20 protein-coding genes and 1 tRNA gene are annotated in these 19,200 nt (G+C 53.5%); 13 read left to right on the forward strand and 8 right to left on the reverse strand.

The features are described 5' to 3' along the window. The first annotated feature begins 225 nt into the window (after positions 1-225). The 3 genes from JN414_RS06540 (at position 226) to rfaE1 (ending at position 4,536) form a co-directional block, all read left to right on the forward strand. A complete protein-coding gene (locus JN414_RS06540) occupies positions 226-1,698 on the forward strand; it encodes a circularly permuted type 2 ATP-grasp protein (protein WP_202207186.1) in 1,473 nt (490 codons plus the stop codon). A 26-nt stretch (positions 1,699-1,724) separates the two neighbouring features. Next, positions 1,725-2,723 carry an alpha-E domain-containing protein gene (locus JN414_RS06545; RefSeq protein WP_237389932.1) on the forward strand — a complete coding sequence of 333 codons (999 nt, stop codon included), beginning with the start codon at positions 1,725-1,727 and terminating at the stop codon, positions 2,721-2,723. Positions 2,724-3,099: 376 nt separating this feature from the next. Beyond that, on the forward strand, positions 3,100-4,536 hold the full coding sequence (gene rfaE1 / locus JN414_RS06550) for a D-glycero-beta-D-manno-heptose-7-phosphate kinase (protein ID WP_202207188.1): 1,437 nt from the start codon (positions 3,100-3,102) through the stop codon (positions 4,534-4,536). Positions 4,537-5,204: 668 nt separating this feature from the next. Here the strand turns inward: rfaE1 and JN414_RS06560 are convergent. The 8 genes from JN414_RS06560 to JN414_RS06595 form a co-directional block, all read right to left on the reverse strand. Further along, entirely contained in the window at positions 5,205-6,011 is an 807-nt protein-coding gene (locus JN414_RS06560; RefSeq protein ID WP_202207288.1) for a hypothetical protein, read from the reverse strand. Positions 6,012-6,681: 670 nt separating this feature from the next. Next, positions 6,682-7,335: a DUF6538 domain-containing protein gene (locus JN414_RS06565; RefSeq protein ID WP_237389917.1), complete on the reverse strand. Its 654-nt coding sequence runs from the start codon at positions 7,333-7,335 to the stop codon at positions 6,682-6,684. 94 nt (positions 7,336-7,429) lie between these two features. After that, a tRNA-Leu gene (locus JN414_RS06570) sits at positions 7,430-7,515 on the reverse strand. 7 nt (positions 7,516-7,522) lie between these two features. After that, positions 7,523-8,206: a M48 family metallopeptidase gene (locus JN414_RS06575; RefSeq protein WP_202207189.1), complete on the reverse strand. Its 684-nt coding sequence runs from the start codon at positions 8,204-8,206 to the stop codon at positions 7,523-7,525. Positions 8,207-8,210: 4 nt separating this feature from the next. Beyond that, positions 8,211-8,699 (reverse strand): YcgN family cysteine cluster protein, encoded by a 489-nt coding sequence (locus JN414_RS06580; protein ID WP_202207190.1) that lies wholly within the window; start codon positions 8,697-8,699, stop codon positions 8,211-8,213. Continuing rightward, on the reverse strand, positions 8,696-9,127 hold the full coding sequence (locus tag JN414_RS06585) for a hypothetical protein (RefSeq protein WP_202207191.1): 432 nt from the start codon (positions 9,125-9,127) through the stop codon (positions 8,696-8,698). The genes JN414_RS06580 and JN414_RS06585 overlap by 4 nt, the downstream gene beginning before the upstream one ends. Then, positions 9,124-10,311 (reverse strand): extracellular solute-binding protein, encoded by a 1,188-nt coding sequence (locus JN414_RS06590; RefSeq protein ID WP_237389918.1) that lies wholly within the window; start codon positions 10,309-10,311, stop codon positions 9,124-9,126. Before JN414_RS06590 ends, JN414_RS06585 begins: the two co-directional genes overlap by 4 nt. Positions 10,312-10,353: 42 nt before the next feature. Beyond that, entirely contained in the window at positions 10,354-11,511 is a 1,158-nt protein-coding gene (locus JN414_RS06595; protein WP_202207192.1) for an ABC transporter ATP-binding protein, read from the reverse strand. Between the two features lie 86 nt (positions 11,512-11,597). Between JN414_RS06595 and JN414_RS06600 the strand changes: the two genes are divergently transcribed. The 10 genes from JN414_RS06600 to JN414_RS06645 all read left to right on the forward strand — a co-directional run bounded on the left by JN414_RS06600 (position 11,598) and on the right by JN414_RS06645 (position 19,021). Then, the gene (locus JN414_RS06600) at positions 11,598-11,876 is read left to right on the forward strand and encodes a hypothetical protein (protein ID WP_046900788.1); all 279 of its coding nucleotides are present in this window, start codon (positions 11,598-11,600) and stop codon (positions 11,874-11,876) included. An 83-nt stretch (positions 11,877-11,959) separates the two neighbouring features. Further along, complete coding sequence (locus JN414_RS06605; protein ID WP_064274741.1) at positions 11,960-12,394, forward strand: hypothetical protein; 435 nt, start codon at positions 11,960-11,962, stop codon at positions 12,392-12,394. Positions 12,395-12,565: 171 nt separating this feature from the next. Further along, the gene (locus JN414_RS06610) at positions 12,566-12,760 is read left to right on the forward strand and encodes a DUF1656 domain-containing protein (RefSeq protein WP_007284708.1); all 195 of its coding nucleotides are present in this window, start codon (positions 12,566-12,568) and stop codon (positions 12,758-12,760) included. Positions 12,761-12,772: 12 nt separating this feature from the next. Beyond that, complete coding sequence (locus JN414_RS06615; RefSeq protein WP_046900790.1) at positions 12,773-13,684, forward strand: HlyD family secretion protein; 912 nt, start codon at positions 12,773-12,775, stop codon at positions 13,682-13,684. 1 nt (position 13,685) lies between these two features. Next, a complete protein-coding gene (locus tag JN414_RS06620; protein WP_202207193.1) occupies positions 13,686-15,191 on the forward strand; it encodes an efflux transporter outer membrane subunit in 1,506 nt (501 codons plus the stop codon). 50 nt (positions 15,192-15,241) lie between these two features. After that, the gene (locus JN414_RS06625; RefSeq protein ID WP_237389919.1) at positions 15,242-16,210 is read left to right on the forward strand and encodes an alpha/beta hydrolase; all 969 of its coding nucleotides are present in this window, start codon (positions 15,242-15,244) and stop codon (positions 16,208-16,210) included. Between the two features lie 49 nt (positions 16,211-16,259). Further along, entirely contained in the window at positions 16,260-16,418 is a 159-nt protein-coding gene (locus JN414_RS06630) for a hypothetical protein (RefSeq protein WP_202207194.1), read from the forward strand. Next, entirely contained in the window at positions 16,415-17,326 is a 912-nt protein-coding gene (locus JN414_RS06635) for a DnaJ C-terminal domain-containing protein (RefSeq protein ID WP_202207195.1), read from the forward strand. The genes JN414_RS06630 and JN414_RS06635 overlap by 4 nt, the downstream gene beginning before the upstream one ends. Positions 17,327-17,328: 2 nt before the next feature. Beyond that, on the forward strand, positions 17,329-17,478 hold the full coding sequence (locus JN414_RS06640) for a hypothetical protein (protein ID WP_167386128.1): 150 nt from the start codon (positions 17,329-17,331) through the stop codon (positions 17,476-17,478). Positions 17,479-17,512: 34 nt separating this feature from the next. Beyond that, positions 17,513-19,021: a peptide MFS transporter gene (locus JN414_RS06645; protein ID WP_202207196.1), complete on the forward strand. Its 1,509-nt coding sequence runs from the start codon at positions 17,513-17,515 to the stop codon at positions 19,019-19,021. Positions 19,022-19,200 lie beyond the last annotated feature (179 nt).

The raw sequence follows: 19,200 nt of genomic DNA on the forward strand, positions 1-19,200 counted from the left end.
TGTTCCCTGCTCCCCTGATGTCCCGTTAGCTCGGGATTATCCTTCCTTTATCGTAACAGGAAGAACGGTAACGGCAACTCTCTTGATATATTCTGGGAAAAACAAAACTGCTCGCTGCTTTTATTGCTTGGCAAACAGAAGGGAGTTGATAGGTTAATAAATAATCGTAATGATCCGGCCGGGTATGGTTCATACAGCTGTCGGGTAAGGAAACGGGGCAAACAGATGAGGTCCAACGTCTTGCAATCCCAGGTCCAGGAAGCCGGCATTTTCTCCGCTTATCTCAAGCCCGCGTTTTTCTGTGAACTGATGAACCGGGGAGAGGCGTTACCTGAGGCCCTGCAACTGGTTCAGGAAAGGCTGTCCCAGTTCGACATCAAGGAACTCCGCCACCGTACATCCAATGCGGAAACCCAGTTGTACCGTCTTGGTATCACCTTCACGGTTTACTCTGACCGGGAGGCCATTGACCGGGTTTTACCTTTTGATGTGATCCCCCGCGTTCTGACAGCCGACGAATGGGCGTTTATCGAAAAAGGCGTGCAGCAGCGCGTCAAGGCGATCAATCTTTTCCTGTGGGACATCTATCATGATCGCAAGATCCTGCAGGACGGTATCATTCCCGCGGATCTGGTTCTGAAAAATGCCAATTACTGTCAGGCTATGGTCGGCGTTGATGTCCCGGGTGGTGTGTATGTCCATATTAATGGAACGGATCTGATCCGCGATCGCAGCGGGCAGTTCCTCGTTCTGGAAGACAACGCCAGAACCCCGTCAGGCGTGTCATACGTCATTGAAAACCGACACATGATGCTGCGGTTGATGCCGGATCTGGCATCAGGGATGCCTCTTCGTTCGGTAGAGGATTATGGGCTGCGTCTGCATCGGGCGCTTTGCGATGTCGCACCGGAAGGCGTAACCAACCCGCAGGTCGTTCTCTTGTCTCCCGGGATCTATAACTCAGCCTATTTCGAGCATGTCTTTCTGGCACGCGAGATGGGTGTTCCTCTTGTTGAGGGGCGAGATCTCCTCGTTGAAAACAACCATGTTTACATGCGAACTGTCGCTGGGCTCCGACCGGTGCATTCGATCTACAGACGCATTGATGACGCTTTCCTGGACCCGCTGGCTTTCAATCCGGAAAGTCTTCTGGGCGTTCCCGGACTGGTGGAAGCCTACCGTCAAGGCAACGTGACGATTGCCAACGCTCTCGGGACCGGGGTTGCGGATGACAAGGCCGTGTACGCGTATATGCCGCGGATTATCCGATACTATCTGGAAGAAGAACCCATTCTGGGAAGCGTTGAAACGCACATCTGCGCTGAGCCAGAAGGGCTGGCTTTTACTTTGGCCAATCTGGAGAAGCTTGTCGTCAAACCCGTCGGAGAGTCCGGAGGCTATGGGCTTCTGATAGGGCCGCACGCAACGGAAAGTGAGCTCGAGGAATTCAGGCGTCGGCTGACGGAGAACCCTTCCAATTACATCAGCCAGCCGGTGATCGATCTTTCGGTAACACCAACCCTGTGTGACGCAGGCGTGGAGGCGCGGCATGTTGATCTGCGTCCCTTCGCATTAACTGGAAAAACGACGTGGGTGCTGCCGGGGGGCTTGTCGCGTGTGGCTCTCCGCAAAGGATCTCTGGTTGTTAATTCTTCTCAGGGCGGAGGATCGAAGGATACATGGGTGATGTCCGTATGACACAGCTTTCCCCAACGGCATCAGGCATGCTTCCCGGCCTGAATACCCTTCTGTCCCGCTATGCCGAGAGCATGATGTGGCTGGCGCGCTACATGGAGCGGATTGAAAATCTAGCGCGTCTGATTGAGGTGACCGAGGCGTTCGTACGAGGCCCGGACGGACGGACGTCCTGGGATACAATCGTTCAGATCAATTCAGACGAAGAGCGGTTCAGCGCTCTTTATCCAGCGGCTACCGAGCAGGATTATCTACAGTTTTACATTACGGATGTTGCAAATTCGAGTTCCATCAAGGCGATGGCCAACTCTGTTCGTGAAAATGCCCGCTCGGTTCGTCCACTAATTTCCACAGAAATGTGGATGCAGTTGAACGTCTTCACACGCTGGGTCCTTGATCTTCAGGCGTCCGATATCCGCAGGACTGGCCTTTCTGCGTTGTGTAATCGCATCAAGCAGGACTGCCAGACCCATACAGGCGTAACCGAAGGCACTTTATACCGCGATCAGGCATGGCTCTTTTACCTTCTGGGGCGGCATCTGGAGCGGAGCGACCAGATTACCCGCCTCATAGATACGCGATATCATACGCTCCTTCCCAAAGAAGAGGTTGGCTCTGAAATTGATACAACGCAGTGGGCATCTGTCCTGCGTTCCGCTGCGGCATATCATGCATTTCGACGTTTGCAGCCGGTCACGACAACGCCAGCAAATGTGGTTGGATTTCTGCTGAAGAACGAAGGATTTCCACGCTCTCTTGCCTTGAATTTGCGACAGACAGATAGTGTTTTGGGGGCCTTGTCCACGCACTACAATTTGCGCAAGCAATGCTATCCTGTGCAGGAACGTCTGGCTGATTTACGGGCAAGTCTCGAAGATCAGACCGCAGAAGAGATTATCATTCGTGGGCTGCATGAATACATGCACTGGATACAGTCGCAGATTGAAGCAATCCAAAGCGAACTGACGGTCGCCTATTGGCCGCGAGTAGCTACTCAGCATGTGTCAGGCGCTTGCGTCGCTCAATGAGAGAGCGAGCCATTCTGTTATGCGGAGGAGGCAGACCTAGTCAGCCTTTTTCGCTGAGAACGCTGTTGGAGAGTGAAGTGAGTCATGACCTTGGTCACGCATGATATAACCCTGCGAGCAAAGTGAGCCGTCACAATCGGAGTTTTAAGGTGACTCGCTTTGTGGAAAATGAAGTCTGCAGCAGGCGTATCACGAGCATTTTAGTGGTAGAGCCAGGCATTCAGAGGCAGAGAAGTTTTAAAAGGCTCCAAAATTCATGCAGTGACAAGGGACGATCCTATCTTGAAACTGCTGGATAGACTTTGAATGGAAAAATCAATATATTATTTGTGATCTCGCAAAAACTGGCCACAGTATCAAAGATTATTTATAGATCATGATCGAAAATTTCTTATTTAAAAAAATTGTTGTTGTCGGCGATGTATTGCTGGATCGGTATATAACTGGGGCAGTCAATAGAATTTCTCCTGAGGCTCCTGTTCCTGTTGTTCTGCGCTCCGGGGGCTCTAACGTACCTGGAGGAGCAGCAAACGTGGCTGTCAATGCCGCTGCTCTTGGATGCCCGGTCAATCTGATTGGCGTTGTTGGTCGAGACGAAAACGCCGATACCTTGCGGCGTTCAATTGCGTCTTATGCCGATATCGACATGAGTGCTCTTGTCGAAGTGCCCAACTGGCCAACAATTTCCAAAACTCGTGTGATGAGCTCTAACCAGCAGATTGTTCGGATTGATGAAGAAGTCGTCGTTGATTTCGATGCGGATATCAAGAATGCCATCATTGCCGCAACTCTTAGGGCGTTAGAGGGCGCTTCTGTTCTTGTTTGCTCTGACTATGCCAAAGGAGTTCTCTCTCCGCAGGTTTTGTCAGCAATTATCGAGGCTGCACGGGAAAAGAATATCCCAGTCATCGTTGATCCCAAAAGTCGGGATTTCTCGATTTATCGTGGCGCCTCTCTTGTAACCCCTAATCGGGCTGAAGCCGCTCAGGCCACAGGGCTGTTCTTGAAGACGGATGACGATGTTCTGCGCGCCGCCAGTGTTCTTTCAGGGCAATTTGGTGGAGACGTCCTGTTAACGCGTTCGGAAGAAGGTATGACGTTGTGGCAACGCGATGGACATGTCTTTCATCAATCCGTGCACAAATCAGAAGTTTTCGATGTTTCAGGTGCTGGCGACACAGTTCTTGCAACTGTAGCTGCCGTGATCTCTGCAGGCCATGATCTGGATACGGCCGTGGTTATGGCGACGCTGGCAGCATCCATTGCCGTGGGTAAGGTGGGAACAGTTGCCGTTTCCCGTGACGAACTCAGCCACGCATTAAGCAAGGACATGGGAAGTGATGGCCGGGTTGCATCTTTGGAAATGGCCAAATCCATAGTTTCCAACTGGCGTAGACATGGCGCCAGTGTTGTATTCACAAATGGCTGTTTTGATCTTGTTCACCCAGGGCATGTGTCTCTTATGCGGGCTGCGGCGGCTCAAGGTGATAAGCTTGTCGTAGGGCTTAACAGTGATGCCTCTGTTCGACGACTGAAAGGGGAGACACGCCCGGTGCAGTCAGAAGACGCACGCGCTATGGTCGTGAGTGCCTTGCGTGACGTCGATCTTGTGGTGATCTTCGACGAGGATACCCCACTTCATGTGATCGAGACACTTGTTCCGGACGTGTTGGTAAAAGGCGCTGACTACGCGGAAGAAGATGTGGTCGGTGGGGACGTAGTCAAGGCGGCTGGTGGAAAAGTGGTTCTGGCCAATCTTGTAGATGGATGTTCAACCAGCAACATCGTCAGAAAACTGAAAGCGCCGAACTGACCTAAATTCTCAGGTCACGTTGACAAAAGATCTGCCCCTCGAGCCTTGCTGCGGCGAGACTGAGGAAGGGTATGAAAAACAGGGCGGTTTTGTCGTAGCGGGTGGCGATACGGCGCATCTGCTTGAGCCTGTCAAGTATCCGCTCGATGCGGTTCCGGTAACGCTGTCAGTCTGTTTTCTGAGGCGCACTTCGGCTTTTGCGTACAGGAATAACCGCCAGGATCCCGTGGACCAACAGATCCTGGCAAAAGCTGTCGCTGTCATAGCTCCGGTCGGTCAGCATTACCCTGGGGTCTGGAAGCGGAAATTTCCATCAGGGCGTCTGTGGGTTTGTAGTCCGAGACCTGCCTGCCGGTGAGTACAAAGCCAAGAGGACGTCCCTGATTATCACAGCGGACATGGATTTTTCTCGTAAAGTCTCTGGGTGATCGACCAGATGCTTCCGTATGAGCTTTCCTCTTGTGCCCCAGTGGCCTCTGAATGGACACAGAATAAGGTGCTGTCGACCATATGCTGCCAGTCATCGGTCAGCCTCATTAAGGAAAACAGAGTTTAGAGTTACTCAGATTATTTCCTCTTATCTCCTCCGCAGATTCAGAAGTAATACTCTAATACGATAGTTTCTTACCCCACACACCAAGTGGTATTATTGGCATATTAAGTTCTATTTATACATTTATATTATTTTGAAAAAAAACTACTGCATCTGAAATTATTTTTTTTGAATCTCGTCTCCAATACACGCCAACATTAAGTGTTATATCGGATTTTTCCTCAAGAATCTTACTGTCTTGGAAATTTATCGATTTTAAGTGAGATATTGTAGACATTCCAATAGTTTCCGGACTGTTCATCAAACTGGCTGTTCCTAGGATTGAATTTAATTCAATAAGATTTTCAGGGGTTTTTAATCCGTTATATTCAAGAATAGAATCAAACCTATCACGCATCGCAGTCCCTCGGACTGGCAAAATCCATACTTTTTCTTGAAGGGCATGCCAATTTTCAATAATTTCTTTAATAGAATAAGCTCCATTTCTATCAATTATAACGCAATTGTCGCTGACAATATGTTTATAGTTGATTCTATCATCTATTATTTCGTTATAGGCACTAGCAAATATTATATCTGTCTTTCCCTTCGATAAAGAAGAAAATAATTCATCTCGAGATCCATAATTAACTGTAAAATTTATATTTTTTGATGAAGCAATTGACAGCACACATTTCATCATCTCTGAAACAATAGAATTCGATTGGAAGGATATATTGATATAGCTCTTCTTGTTGTATATACTATCTATATCTAGGATCATCCTATCTATTTCTTTTTCGATCAAGATGCTTGATTCGACAACTCTTTTAGCAATTTCATTCGGAACCAACCCATGTATGGTTCTTGAGAAAAGAGTTTTTCCTATAATTTTTTCAAATTCTATACAGGTCTTAGAGATGGCAGCCGGGGTTAAAGACATGACTTCTGAGGTCTTTTTAAGATTTTGTATATTATATATATTTTTTATAACGTTTAAATGCCTTATTTTTATGTTTGATTTTCTATTCATTTGTATTTAATCCAATATACGCATTTTTATTTATTGTCGATAAAGACGATTAATTGGTGGATATAAGATAATTTATTGGCAGCAATCTACGCAATGGAAAGAAATATACATTCATATGCCTCATACTGTGGGCCGAGATCCATAGCATACCTTGAGATGTAGGGTATCAATTTTTTTTTGACATACGACAGTTGGCGTAATGCCGCCTAGGCAAGTCGAGGTGTCTTGGCTTTTAGGCGTTGTCTCATATCCCAGAAACTGATCTATCCAGAGTTCCCGCATATCCACAGTCGCAATTTGCAACTGTATGGAAAACGCTACTTCAGAACGAGCGGAACGTAATTTTAGCCGGACGTTCAAATCGAGTTTTCATCCTTGAGACGGGGTGTCCAAAAGCTATGCTTCTGACATCCTGTTTCGAGGTATTGAGATCTGGAATGAAATATAAATCACATGCCCTATTATTCGAGTTCAGAGTATCGGCCTCTATTAGTTCGGTGGGAACGGGAATAATCGTGTTTCGCCATTCTTTTTTGGGAATCACCCATACTTTCTGGCGCATTTAGCTTTCTTTGCAGCGTCAGGCTGATTTACCTTTGTCGGAGTGTAGCGGGAAGAGAAAACAGTAAGCCCCCGAAACCTTCCGGCCTTCTACCTTCGATGATAGAGACCGGAGCATCTCAAAAACAGCTCTATTGTCGGCTGAATGGCTTTGCGTGTTTCTGTCCGGCACCCTGCTCTGATGGCGCCTCTTCGTCCTGGGTTCTCGCGGATTTTCTTGCTTGTGAATGATGTCGGTCAGAGCGTTGATTTCGGGGCCAATCTTCTCAAGAACGCTGGAAACCCGCTGATGGTCTTCCATTCGTGCCAGAAGATGCTCGGCATTCATGGTTTTGTAGCGAGCCTTCAGAGCCTGAATCTCACTGTCGTAGGTCTCGACAATGGACTGGAACAGGTCCTGCTGGACAGGATGGAGGTCAGATGTGGCCAGAGCCTCCTGAAAGGTCTCAACCGCTTTGTTGAGCGAGGATGTTTCTTCCGATGAAGACATGGCCAGACTGATGCACTCGAAAAGCTGAGAGGTCAGTCCATACATGGCACAGGCACGGGTTCTGGCAAGATTTCTGTCGAGGGTTTCTAGAGAGTGCCAGATTTCCCGTTTCCCCAGAGCAGGCCGAAAACGAACGGGAATCCCGCGTCTGAAATGGAAACCGGATTGCAGACGAATCAGCACGACAGGGCTCGTTTTGTAGAAGCCCTTTGTAGAAGAATGGGGGCTCCGGGTTGCTGAAAACCCTAAAAGCCGGTTATTTCCAATAACTTATATGTGGTGCGAGCTGCGGGACTCGAACCCGCACGCCCTTACGGACTCGAGATTTTAAGTCTCGTGCGTCTACCATTCCGCCAAGCTCGCACACGCCTCATGCTGCTCGCAGCAGGGCGGTCCCGTTTTGGCTCAGCCAGCGCTCTGCTGCAAGACGTCCTGTGCGTCCATTTGTGCAAAATCTGTCAACTAAGCCCCAAAAAGCAGCGCTGTGGTCAAAATGTTGAAGATGAGCGAGTTCATGGATCACGACGTAATCTCGAATTTCCGGCGGCGTCATGACCAGTCGCCAGCTCAACATGATGCGTCCTTTTCGGGTGCAGCTGCCCCATCGAGACCGGACTTCACGCAAATCGATACGGGACGGCACAAGACCCATTCTTTTACCGTGAAGTGCAACAGCCTTTGAGAGGCGCTCTTTGGCCAGGCTGTGAAGAAAGTCTCTTACGCGACGTTCGGTATGAGCGGCATCTCCGCTGACATGAAGGCCATCTGAATCCAGCCATGTGCCGCGGCGGGCATCTGGCTCATGCAGAATGGGAACTGGCAATCCTTCGATCATGACTTCGTGCCCGTCAGCCAGCACACGTTTTTCAGGCAGGGTAGCGAGAGATGACGTAATCCAGTCCATATGCTGATGGACGAAAGCAAGACCCTGCCGCTGGCTGATGCGCTGGGGCAGCGTAACAACAACGCTGCCGTCTTGAGCATCAATGCGGAGGGTCATGCGGCGTGCACGAGGCGAACGTCTCCATACGAGAGGGACGGTCGGCGGAAGCATGGGGTTAGCCGGAGCGTTTTCTGGAGATGCAGGCCGGAGCGTTTGCGGGCCATTCTCCTGGCCATGCGGCTATGTAGTTCTCCAGTGGACCCGCGCGGCGCTCGCTTACACAACGCCCTCCCGCAGAAGCGCCAGCCATCAGAACGCTGTCGCGTGTCCCGGAGCGCAGGGGATGCCATTCAGGCAAATCAAATCCGTCACGCAGCAATCGATAGGCGCAGCTTGGAGGAAGCCAGTCGATTTCGGCTAGCAGTTCAGGAGTTAATGTGACGCAGTCCGGCACTTTACGATGGCGTTCTGGATAGTCTGTGCAACGGCAGGTCTGCGTGTCCAAAAGTCGGCACGCAACGGTCGTGTAGACGATCTCGTCCGTATCTTCGTCACGGAGCTTGTTCAGGCAACAACGCCCACACCCATCACAAAGGGATTCCCATTGTTCGGACGTCATCTGATCTAGCGGCGTGGTCTGCCAGAAAGGAGAAACTGAAGTCATGGCCGATCCAGTATCACACAGCCGAGGGACAACAGAACCGCTATTGTCAGGGAAAGCAGGGAAGCAGGTAAAAGCAGAGGAAGCCAAATCAGTTTCAGGCGCGTCGTCAAATCCGCTCCCAGGCCGATTGCCGCACGCGTTGTCCCCATGGGGAGCCCAAGTAACGTTGCCCCAAACGGCATCATGATGGCTGGGGAAATCAGAATGCCTTGGACAAGGTCATAATGTCGGCCGACAAAGCTAAGGCCCGCGCGATGGAGTTCAGGAAGCGCAAAGGCGAGCGCCGGACCAGGCAGTAAAACCAGCAGGCCAAGAAGGCGCACGTGTCTGGCAGGCAAAAGACGCATCAGCAGTGTGCTGACGCCACAACCAAGGAGGAGACCAAGTATAATGGCGGGCAGGTGAAGCCGCATGGAAATGGCCATCATGGCTTGCTGCTGCCGTACCAGTCCTGAAACTGCTGTTCCAGCTGATCGCCATATTTGGTCCAGAACGCATCATTGACGGACAGGGCAGTTCCTCTCGGATCCAGAACGCTTTCGGGCATGTCGTTCAGATGGGGAGACTGAGTATGCAACTGGGTCAGGGTTTTCTGTGCTGCGGTTTCAGGATTATTGGCCGGGATTGCCCAATAAAGTGCGGTGCTAAGAGTTTGATCTGGCTGCGCGACAAAAAGAGATGCTGCTGGTCCCGCTTTGACTTTCATGCTGACGCTGGAAATTTCTGTCATGGGGGCGCTGGTCATGAGCGCGCTGCTTTGCTCCATAATCCGGGCTGCATCAGCGGGTGTTTTCCACCACACAATATAAGGTCGAAGCAGATCCAGTTTGTGAAACGCCCGGCTGATCCCCGCTGGAGTTGAAAGCGCGGTATAAATGTCCCGGGAGTCTATGCCATCTGCAAGCAGGGCAATTTCCAGCGTTGTTCGCGCACCAAGATAAAGACCGCGTCGTCCTGGATGACGCGCTACATCCCAGAAGTCTTTCCAGTTGGGGGCGGCAGGGAGGCGGGAGCGATCCCATGCAAGCGCCATGATTGTCTGGCCTCCGGGAAGGCCACATCCCGTAGTGCCTCCCAGAGGGTGAACCCAGCCTTTTTGGCACGCATCTGCAAGCTGGCTGCCATTTAGCAGGATAGCGGCCCAACTTGGGGTCGATGAATGAACGCCTGAATCCAGTGTTGTTTTTTGACCGTCCCATTCAACCTGCTTCAGGGACTTGTCGCTGGTGATCAGAGCATTCGCAGTCACCGCGCCTTCAGGAATAGCCCAGCCCGGGGAAGGGGGAGCGGGTTTTGCTGTGCGACGATGTTTTGTGGAATGGCGCGCAGCCGCTCGTTTGTGTGCGTGTGCCGAGGCTTCTGATGGCGAGAAGACAGAGGCGACACTATGCCCGACATGAGAAAAGAAATCTCCAATGTCGTCTGACGAATGGACGCCGTTCGCAGATGTTGCGTGTGCATGCAGGTTGGCAGGCAACACCTGGATCGCAAGCAGACCCGTCAGAAGTGCTGCAGGGCGCATGATACGACCGAGACCCGCCCGGCATCGTGCCGGGAGCGTATGTCGCAGAAAGAAAGCGGGCCGGGTCAGAATGGTGTCCTCAATCAGCATGAAGAAGTCAGGCGCGGATGCCTGACCGATTGCGGCGGCACTTTAATACAGGTCAGCACGAAGCGGAAAGGCCGTTGCGTGCCCGGCTGGCCAGGCAAGCTGAACGGCGGCTCCGGCTCGTGGCAGCTTTTGGGCTTGGAGGGGCGGCCGCCGGAGCTCAATCTCGGTGCCATCCGGGCAGCGCACCCGCATTCTGATATGATCGCCAAGATGAACGCTGTCCGTCAGTGTGCCGCGGACAGGTGGTGCTTCTTCATCGTCAAGGCCGAGAGATTGGCTGCCGAAAAAGGGCGAGATCCGATCCGGACGGACGCAGACCAGACAGGCATGACCCTCCTGCAGCGTATCGTCGGACGCGAGAGCTTCAACAATGCCACCGCATGCCAACTGCACGCGCGCGACGTCATCGGCAATGTCCAGAACCTGTCCGGTCAGGGCGTTGGCTTCACCAAAGAGTGTCGCTACACCAACGTCTGATGGGCGATCATACAGTTCGGCTGCTGTTCCGCATTGAAGCAGAGCCTGTTCATCAAAGAGGGCAATCTGTCCTCCGGCACGTAGGGCGTCTTCTTTGCGCGTGACGCTTTGCAGCACACTGAGGTTTCGCGCTCGTGACAGTTTGGAGAGTAAGGAGGCGATGCGTTTGCCAGCCTGTATGTCCAGATTTGTGTACGGATTGTCGAGCAGCAGAATAGCGGGTGAGGTTACAAGTGCACGGGCCAGCATTGCACGGAATGTCTGCTCGGGATTGAGGTCCTGGGGGGAAAGATTTCCCAGTCCGTCCAGCCCCAGCAGGGACATCATGCGGCCTGCGGCAGCATCGGCTTCTGCACGGCTCTGTCCCTGAGCACGAAGCGCAAAAACAATGTTACTGCGCGTATCGAGGTGCGGAAACAGCGGATCGCGGGCACTGATCAGGACAATGCTGCGCTGTCCGGCGGGCCGGGATGTAACGTCCGTCTCCTGCACAAGCACGCGGCCGCCCATTGGGGGAGAAAAGCCCGCGATCAGGTCTAACAGGCCGGATAGCGCAGCCTGGTCTGTTCCATAGGCCGTAACTGTCTCGCCTTCAGAAACCGTCAGGTCGAACGCCTCACCCCGCAGGCCTGCCCGAAAAGCTTCAAGCCTGAGGGCGGGGGCAGACCGCGCTGCGGGGCGGCGGCGTGCTGGGGAAGGTGGGGCGCCGGGTGGGCGGGACATGCAACCTCTGATAATGGTTTTGCGTTTGAAGCCAGATACCGGGCCTGATTCCCAGGTCCCTATTTGATTGCAATGAGGGTTTGAACATGAGCCGCGATACCGTCAAGAAGAACATCGAAGCTGCAGCCGAGACAACGCAGGACCAGATCGAGACGCTGCGCAAGCAGGTTGAGCAGATCCTGAACGACTATGTTAACCCGGCTCTGCTTCAGGCAGCGGACCGTACAGAGCATGCCGTTGCAAATGCCCGCAAAATCACAGATCATGAAATTGAAAATGTATCGACGCGTGTGCAGTCGCGGCCTATCGCCGCTATTCTGATTTCCGCTGTGGTCGGTTTCCTGGCGGGCCGTTTCTCCAAGTAATCGGCACGTGACCTTTCAGGTGGGAGGCAGGCCATCCACAGACCTGCGCCCGTCCTGTTAGAAATAAAGGCGAACGATCCTCCATGAAGCCCATTGAACTCGGTCAGGAAGTCCTTTCCGCCCAAGGCCAGATTCTCTCCCGCTCTGCCATGCGAATCGGCCGGAGAGTTGCGTGCGCGCTTGTTGCCGTTGTCTTCCTGCTGTTCGCAGCCATCTCTTTTCATGGCTTCCTGTGGGCGTTCTTTATCAGTGTGGCGGGTCTGAGCTACGTAAAAGCCAGCCTGTGCGTCATTGGTATTGATCTGTTCTTCGTGCTGATTTTTGCAGTTCTTGCAGCATGGTCGATTCCCGACGTTGTCGAGATCGAGGCGCGTATTCGTCGTGATCGCAAGTTGGTCGAACTGAAGCAGTCTGTTGCCATTACGGCGGTTACTGGCCTTCTGCTCGGCCCGATTGGCCGTTTTACGGGCAAAAGCTTTCTGTCCATTCTGAAGAGTTTCTTCAGTCATTCCAAATAAGACATTTTATGACTGATTTTTGTCAAAGCCATCTGGCCAGTCGTGGGTTAATGGCGTAAGCACTTCGCCTGTGCCGTGATTACGCCCTTGGGGGAGTCGTCACGGACTTGCGAGGAGTCCCGTGGAAAGTTCGTCGAACAGTCCGTTAGTTGGCACCAAGGTCACAGCCTGATGCTTACGGAAGTTAATCTCTTCGGCGTCTTTGTCGCACCCCTCTCAATTTACGCCGTTGCAGCAGTGTTCGTAACACTTCTGTTGAGAAGCATTCTGTGGCGAACCGGTGCTTTGAGCTGGTTCTGGCACGTCGCCCTCTTTGAAATAGCGCTCTATGTCTGTGTTCTCTGTCTACTCATCCTTTACGTCTAGGAGGGGTCGGCTATGAACTGGACCCGCAGTGTAATCCGCGTTCTGCTGACTCTGATTGTCCTGGCGATGGCCATTGGCCTCGGTCGGACCATGTGGGACATTTACGTATTGGCACCATGGACGCGCGATGGTCGTGTTCGTGTCTACGTCGTAGATGCAGCCCCTGAAGTTTCCGGAACAGTCGTTTCTGTTCCTGTTGTGGATAACCAGTTTGTCCATCGCGGTGACCCGCTTTTCGTTCTTGATCCCGTTCGCTTCCGCCTTGATATTGACGCCGCCCGTGCCCGCCTTGCCGGTGCGGACGAAGACCTCAAGCTGAGATCTTCTGATGCCAAGCGTCGTATGGGCCTCGGTGGCATTGTGTCTGCCGAAGAGCAGGAAGACTTCAACTCGAATGTTGAAACCCAACGCGCCAAAGTAAATGCAGCAAAAGCCGAACTGAATACGGCGCTGCTGAACCTTCAGCGTTCCACGGTTTATTCGCCCGTTGACGGCTACATCACCAACCTGAATCTGCGCGTCGGTGATTATGCCCATGCTGGTCAGCCTGGTCTCGCCGTGATTGATGCCCACAGTTACTGGATCAACGGATACTTCGAAGAAACCAAGATGCACGGTGTGCATGTTGGTGACGCCGCCCGTGTCAAACTCATGGGCTACAAGCAGATCCTGCCTGCCCACGTAGTCAGCATTGGTCGTGGTATTAACGACCGTAACGGCGTGTCAGACCGTCTTGGTCTGCCAGACGTGAACCCGATTTTCACGTGGGTTCGTCTCGCACAGCGTATTCCAGTTCGTCTGGAGCTGGATAATGTTCCGCCGGAAATCACTCTCGCGGCCGGTATGACCGCAACCGTCACGATTGGGCGCGAAACGCCGGGCGCCCGTGGCAAGTTGACCACCTGGCTGCAGAATCATCTCTGACATGTCACGCAAGCTTCTGACCCTCGCTCTCAGCACCTGTCTGTCACTTACGGCCTGCACCGTCGGGCCGAATTTCAAGCCAGACAAGATCAAGGTGCCAGACACCTTCGTCGAGCAACCAAAATCGGTGACGGCGGCCGAGATTGCGCGGACCGAAGCAGACATGAAGGACTGGTGGGCCCAGTTCCACGATCCGATGCTCAACGAACTGATCGAGGCTGCGATCAAGGGCAACTACGACCTGCAGATTGCGTCTCAGCATATCGTGGCAGAGCGGGCTGTCCGGCGGCAGGCTCAGGCAGCCTGGTATCCCCAGCTTGATGCAGCGATGGGCGGTGGCGATGACCGGTATTCCATCAATGTCGATAACTGGCCGTTGCGGCCTGGAAATCCGGCAAACCGGCCACAGGCTTCTGTTCTGACCTATGGTGCTCGCGCCAGTTGGGAAATTGATCTGTTCGGACATATCTCCCGTCAGGTCGAGGAACGTAAGCGGCTCGTTGAGGAATCACTGGAAAACCGTCGCGCTATTCTGTTGTCGCTGCTGTCCGAAGTCGCATCAGATTATGTGACGCTGCGCGGTATTCAGGAGCGGCTTGCAGTCACGGAACACAGCATTGATGTGGCGCAGCGCTCACGCGAACTGACTGAAAAACTTTATACGCACGGCCTGGGCAATACGCTGGCCGTGGCGCAGGCACAGACAGAAGAGCATCTCGAGCGCTCGCGTCTTGCTCCACTGCATTCGCAGGAAGAGCGCCTGATCCACGCCATTTCCATTCTGCTCGGCGAAATGCCGGGCAAGCTGGAGGAAGAGCTGGACGTGCGGCGCCCTCTGCCGTCTGTCCCGGCGTTCCCGGCGTCCCTGCCGTCCATTGTCTTGGCAAACCGCCCGGATATTCGGGCAACAGAAGCGCATTACGCTGCTGACATGGCTCAGGTCGGTGTGGCGGTTGCCAATCTCTATCCGAAGTTCATGATCCCGCTGACGTTCAATCCGAACGCTTCTGCTGCCTATCAGGCGTTCCAGATGGGTGGCATGGCCTGGAGCTTCATGATGATGGCTTCGCTGCCCATTATTCATGGCGGTCGCTACACGGCAGAAATTGCTCAGGCTCGTGCAGAAGCCGAGGCGAGCCGTCTGGTGTATCGCAAGACAGTGCTGAAAGCCTTTGCTGAAGTCGAAGACTCAATGGGGGACTGGCGCCATGACAATGAACTTGTCACGCAGCTTGAAGAGGCCGCTACGGATTCCGGTCTGGCGCGTGATCGTGCCCAGAAGCTGTTTGGCGCTGGTCTGACCGGGTATCTCAATGTCCTGACGACGGAGCAAACCGCACTTTCTGCTCAGGATCAGGCAGTCGTGGGACGGATGGCCCGCCTTCGTGACGCCATCTCGCTTTACACGGCGATGGGTGCCGGCTGGCAGGGTCGTCAGCTCACGGATACGCGTTTGCCGATTGAAGTTGGAAAGCAAAACGCGCTGGTACGGGCCTTTACGCGCTAAGACAAGAACGGCTCGAAACAGGGCAAGAACAGTTTGAACGGAGTCCTGCCATGATGCCTGTCTTTCTGCGTTCATTTGCCTTGGTAATAGCTGTTGTTCTTGAAACTGGTCTTTCTCAGGCAGCAGCTGAGCGTTCTCTTGAAGCACCCGGTCCACAAGGTCCGCTATCTGGCACTTTTCTGGATGCCGGAAAAACAGCACCCGTTCTTCTGCTCATTCCTGGTTCTGGTCCTACAGACAGAAATGGAGACTCAGCGTCTGGTCTTAAGCCAGGAACGCTGAGGCTACTGGCTGAAGGGTTAGCCGCACGCGGTATTTCAACGGTCCGCGTTGACAAGCGTGGTATGTTTGGAAGTGCGCGGGCCGTTGAAAACGGGAACCACGTTACCATCCAGGATTACGTGACGGACGTTCAGAACTGGATCTCTGTCATTCGTAAAGAAACGGGAACACGCTGCGTCTGGCTTGGTGGCCATAGCGAGGGCGCGCTGGTCGTGCTTGCTGCTTCTGGCCAGAGCCAGGGTATCTGTGGCTTGATCCTATTGTCGGCACAAGGGCGGCCAATGGGTGAACTTATCCGGGCGCAACTCCATGCCAATCCGCATGCGCAGACCATTTTTCCACAGATTGATAGCACCATTAATGCCCTTGAAGCGGGCCATCGTGTGGATCCGTCACAGCTACACCCTGGTTTGCAGCCACTCTTCAACGCGGACGTACAGGGATACCTGATTGACGTTATGCGATATGATCCTGCTGCGTTCCTGAAAGCCTATCATGGGCCGGTTTTGCTGGTGCAGGGCGGAAAAGACCATCAGGTTAGCCCGACAGAAGATCTTCCCTTGCTTCAGGCTGCGGATCCTCAGGCGACGACTGCTTACTTGCCCTCTGCGAGTCACTCTCTGAGGGATGTTCCGGCAATTGACCGAAAAACGATGACCCGCCCCGGTCTTCCTTTTCTTGGCCCTCTCGACCCGGATCTCGTGCCGCATGTTGCGGAGTTTGTCCTCGGTCATTGACCCGGGGCGACGGGCGTCACACATCTGGACGTAATGGAGGAATAAACCAATGGCACAGGATGGTCACCCGGCTGAGGATTACCTTAGACCAAAGCTGGACAGTCTGATTGAAGAAGGTGTGAGCGCGGGATTTTCCCGTGATGTCGTACTTGCCGTACTGATTGATCTTCTGGATGACGGCGCAGCAGAGGATGCGGAGTTGAGATGAAAGACCCTTATTCAGTTCTTGGGGTTTCCAAGACGGCCACGGACAAGGAAATCCGCAGCGCATACAGGAAGCTGGCCAAGCAGTACCATCCGGACCACAACCCCGACAGCAAGGACGCGGAAGAGCGGTTCAAGGCTGTTGGTCAGGCGTATAACATCGTCGGGGACAAGGAAAAGCGTGCGCGCTTTGACCGCGGCGAGATTGATGCCGAAGGGCAGGAGCGTGGCCCGTTTGGCGGCGGTGGCTTCGGCGGTGGCGGTCCGGGAGCCGGGGCACATGGCTTCCAGGGAAATTTCAATCAGGAAGATCTGGGCGCGTTCTTCTCCGACATGTTTGGTGGCGGCGGGTTCAGTGGGGACTTTCAGCCCGGTGGTGCGGCAGGACGTCGGGCCACAAAGGGCTCTGACCGCCGTTTTTCCGTGACCATCACCTTTGAACAGTCCGTTCTTGGGACGTCTCTGGATCTGGCTTTGGGCGAAGGCGGTCATACGGAAGTTCGTATTCCGCCGGGCGTCGAAGAAGGACAGACCCTGCGTGTACGGGGTAAGGGCGCGCCAGGTCGTCCAGGCATGGATGGTCAGCCGGGTGTTCCAGGTGATGCGCTGCTGACGATCTCTGTCACGCCAGACAAGCGTTACGTCCGCGATGGTCGTAATCTACGCATGACCCAGAATGTCGATCTCAAGACAGCTGTTCTGGGCGGGAAAGTGACCGTGGCAACACCGAAGGGAGACGTCGCGGTGAAGGTGCCCAAACATTCCGACAGCGGGAAAGTTCTCCGTCTTGCCGGTCGTGGTATTGGCGCTGACAAAAAGAACCCCGCAGGTGACCTGTTCGTGACGTTGCAGGTGCATATCGGGCCGGTTTCTCCTGAACTGGAAGCCTTCTTCGCTGAGCAGGAGGCCTGATCATGGGAATGATCCGTCGCGCAAAAGCACGTATTCCAGACTGGCCGTGGCGTCAGATTATTGGTGGCATTTTCGCCATCATCTTCGTCGTGGTGCTGAGCGTGATCGGATCTCATGCCCTCATCCTCGCCGGGGAGTGGCATTTGCCCTAAGATAAAGCCCGTCTTTGTTTCTGACGGGCTTTTCATGACCGCTTATTCCACACCGGCCTCCGGGCAACCGCCAGCGACGACGCGTCGTCGGGCATTTACTGTCGTGCTTGCAATCGAGCTGTGGGAACGGTTCGGCTATTACGGCATGCAGGCAGTTCTGACGCTGTTTATGGTCCAGCAGCTTCGGATGGCAGATACTGCGGCCAACCTGATGCTGGGTGCCTTTTCCGCCCTGACCTACATCACGCCTGTTCTCGGTGGCGTGCTGGGAGATCGCGTTCTCGGGACACGGCGAACAATGGTGATGGGGGCAATTGCCCTCGCCATAGGCTACGCCTGTCTTGCGGCGTCCCTGACATCACCGACATTGTTACTGTTGGCCATGGCGCTGATTTCCACAGGAAACGGCCTCTTCAAACCAAATGCAGGCAATCTGGTTCGCCGGATTTATGAAGGTGACAATGCCGCACTCGATGCAGCGTTCACCCTCTATTACATGTCCGTCAATGTCGGTTCGACTGTCTCGATGCTGCTGACGCCTTGGCTTCAGGTCAATTACGGCGCGCCTGTCGCCTTCGCGACCTGTTCAGTCGGGCTGGTTATTGGTCTGTTGTACTATGTGTGGCGTTCTGGGTGGCTCGCTCATACGGCCAGTGCTGTAGAAAAAGAAAGTGTACCTCTCAGTCGCTTTGCTCTGGTCGGGCTGGGCTTGCTTGCGCTGACTGTTTTCAACGCATGGATCATGAGCAGCGATGGTCTTGCCCGGGTCTGTATTCTTGCCGCGGCTGCGTTGCTTTTCCTGGCATGGGTTGTGCTTTACGTTCGTGCACCGGGAGAAGAACGTCCCGGTTTGCGGCTGACATACATGCTGTGCCTGCAAGGCACGATCTATCTCGTCTTTTATCAGCAGATGATCACGTCCCTGACGCTGTTCGCTCTGCGCGATGTCTCTGGCGATTTCAGTATTGGCGGCGTGACACTTTTTCATATGTCTGCCGGGCAGTTTCAGGCGCTTAATCCCATCTGGATCATGGCGATCAGCCCCCTTCTGGCCGTTCTGTATAATCGGCTGGGCGCACAGGGGCGGGATCTGTCTCTGGCTCGGAAAATGCTGATTGGCTACGTCATGGTAGCTATGGCCTTTGCAGTCTGGTGGCTTTCTGCTGTCGGGACGAAAGGTCTGGTTTCCCCTTGGATCATGGTCGCGGGTTACGGGCTTCTGTCTTTTGCGGAACTGCTGACGAATGGTCTGGGTCTGGCCATTGTGGCCCGCTATACGCCAGCCCGCCTGAGTGGTTTCATGATGGGGGCGCTTTATCTGCTATGGGGCATTGCGATGTATGTGGGCAGTGTGATCGCCAATCGTGCGGCCATGCCTGCGGATATGGCAGCTTCTGCGGGAAATGCTCTTTATGCCGGTTTGTTCCGCACATTGTGTGAAGTGGCCGTGGTTATTGTGGTGATTCTGGTGTGCCTGGAACCTTTGACGCGCCGTTGGGACAGAGAACACATAACTGTGAACATGAAACTTCCGCCGAATTGAAAGACGTGAAGGTTTTGTAATTCGGGAGAAAACCTAGGAAAAAGATTAGACATGTTCTGACGTGATGCGGCGGAATTGCCGCATTACGAAAACAACCGTCTTCCTCTCTCTATTCCGGACCGGCATCGGCCTGTATGGGAAAGTCATTCATGATTTCCGGTTACAGGCGACGTGAGAAG

Source organism: Gluconobacter sp. Gdi, from assembly GCF_014132155.1.
In the GTDB taxonomy this organism is placed as follows: domain Bacteria; phylum Pseudomonadota; class Alphaproteobacteria; order Acetobacterales; family Acetobacteraceae; genus Gluconobacter.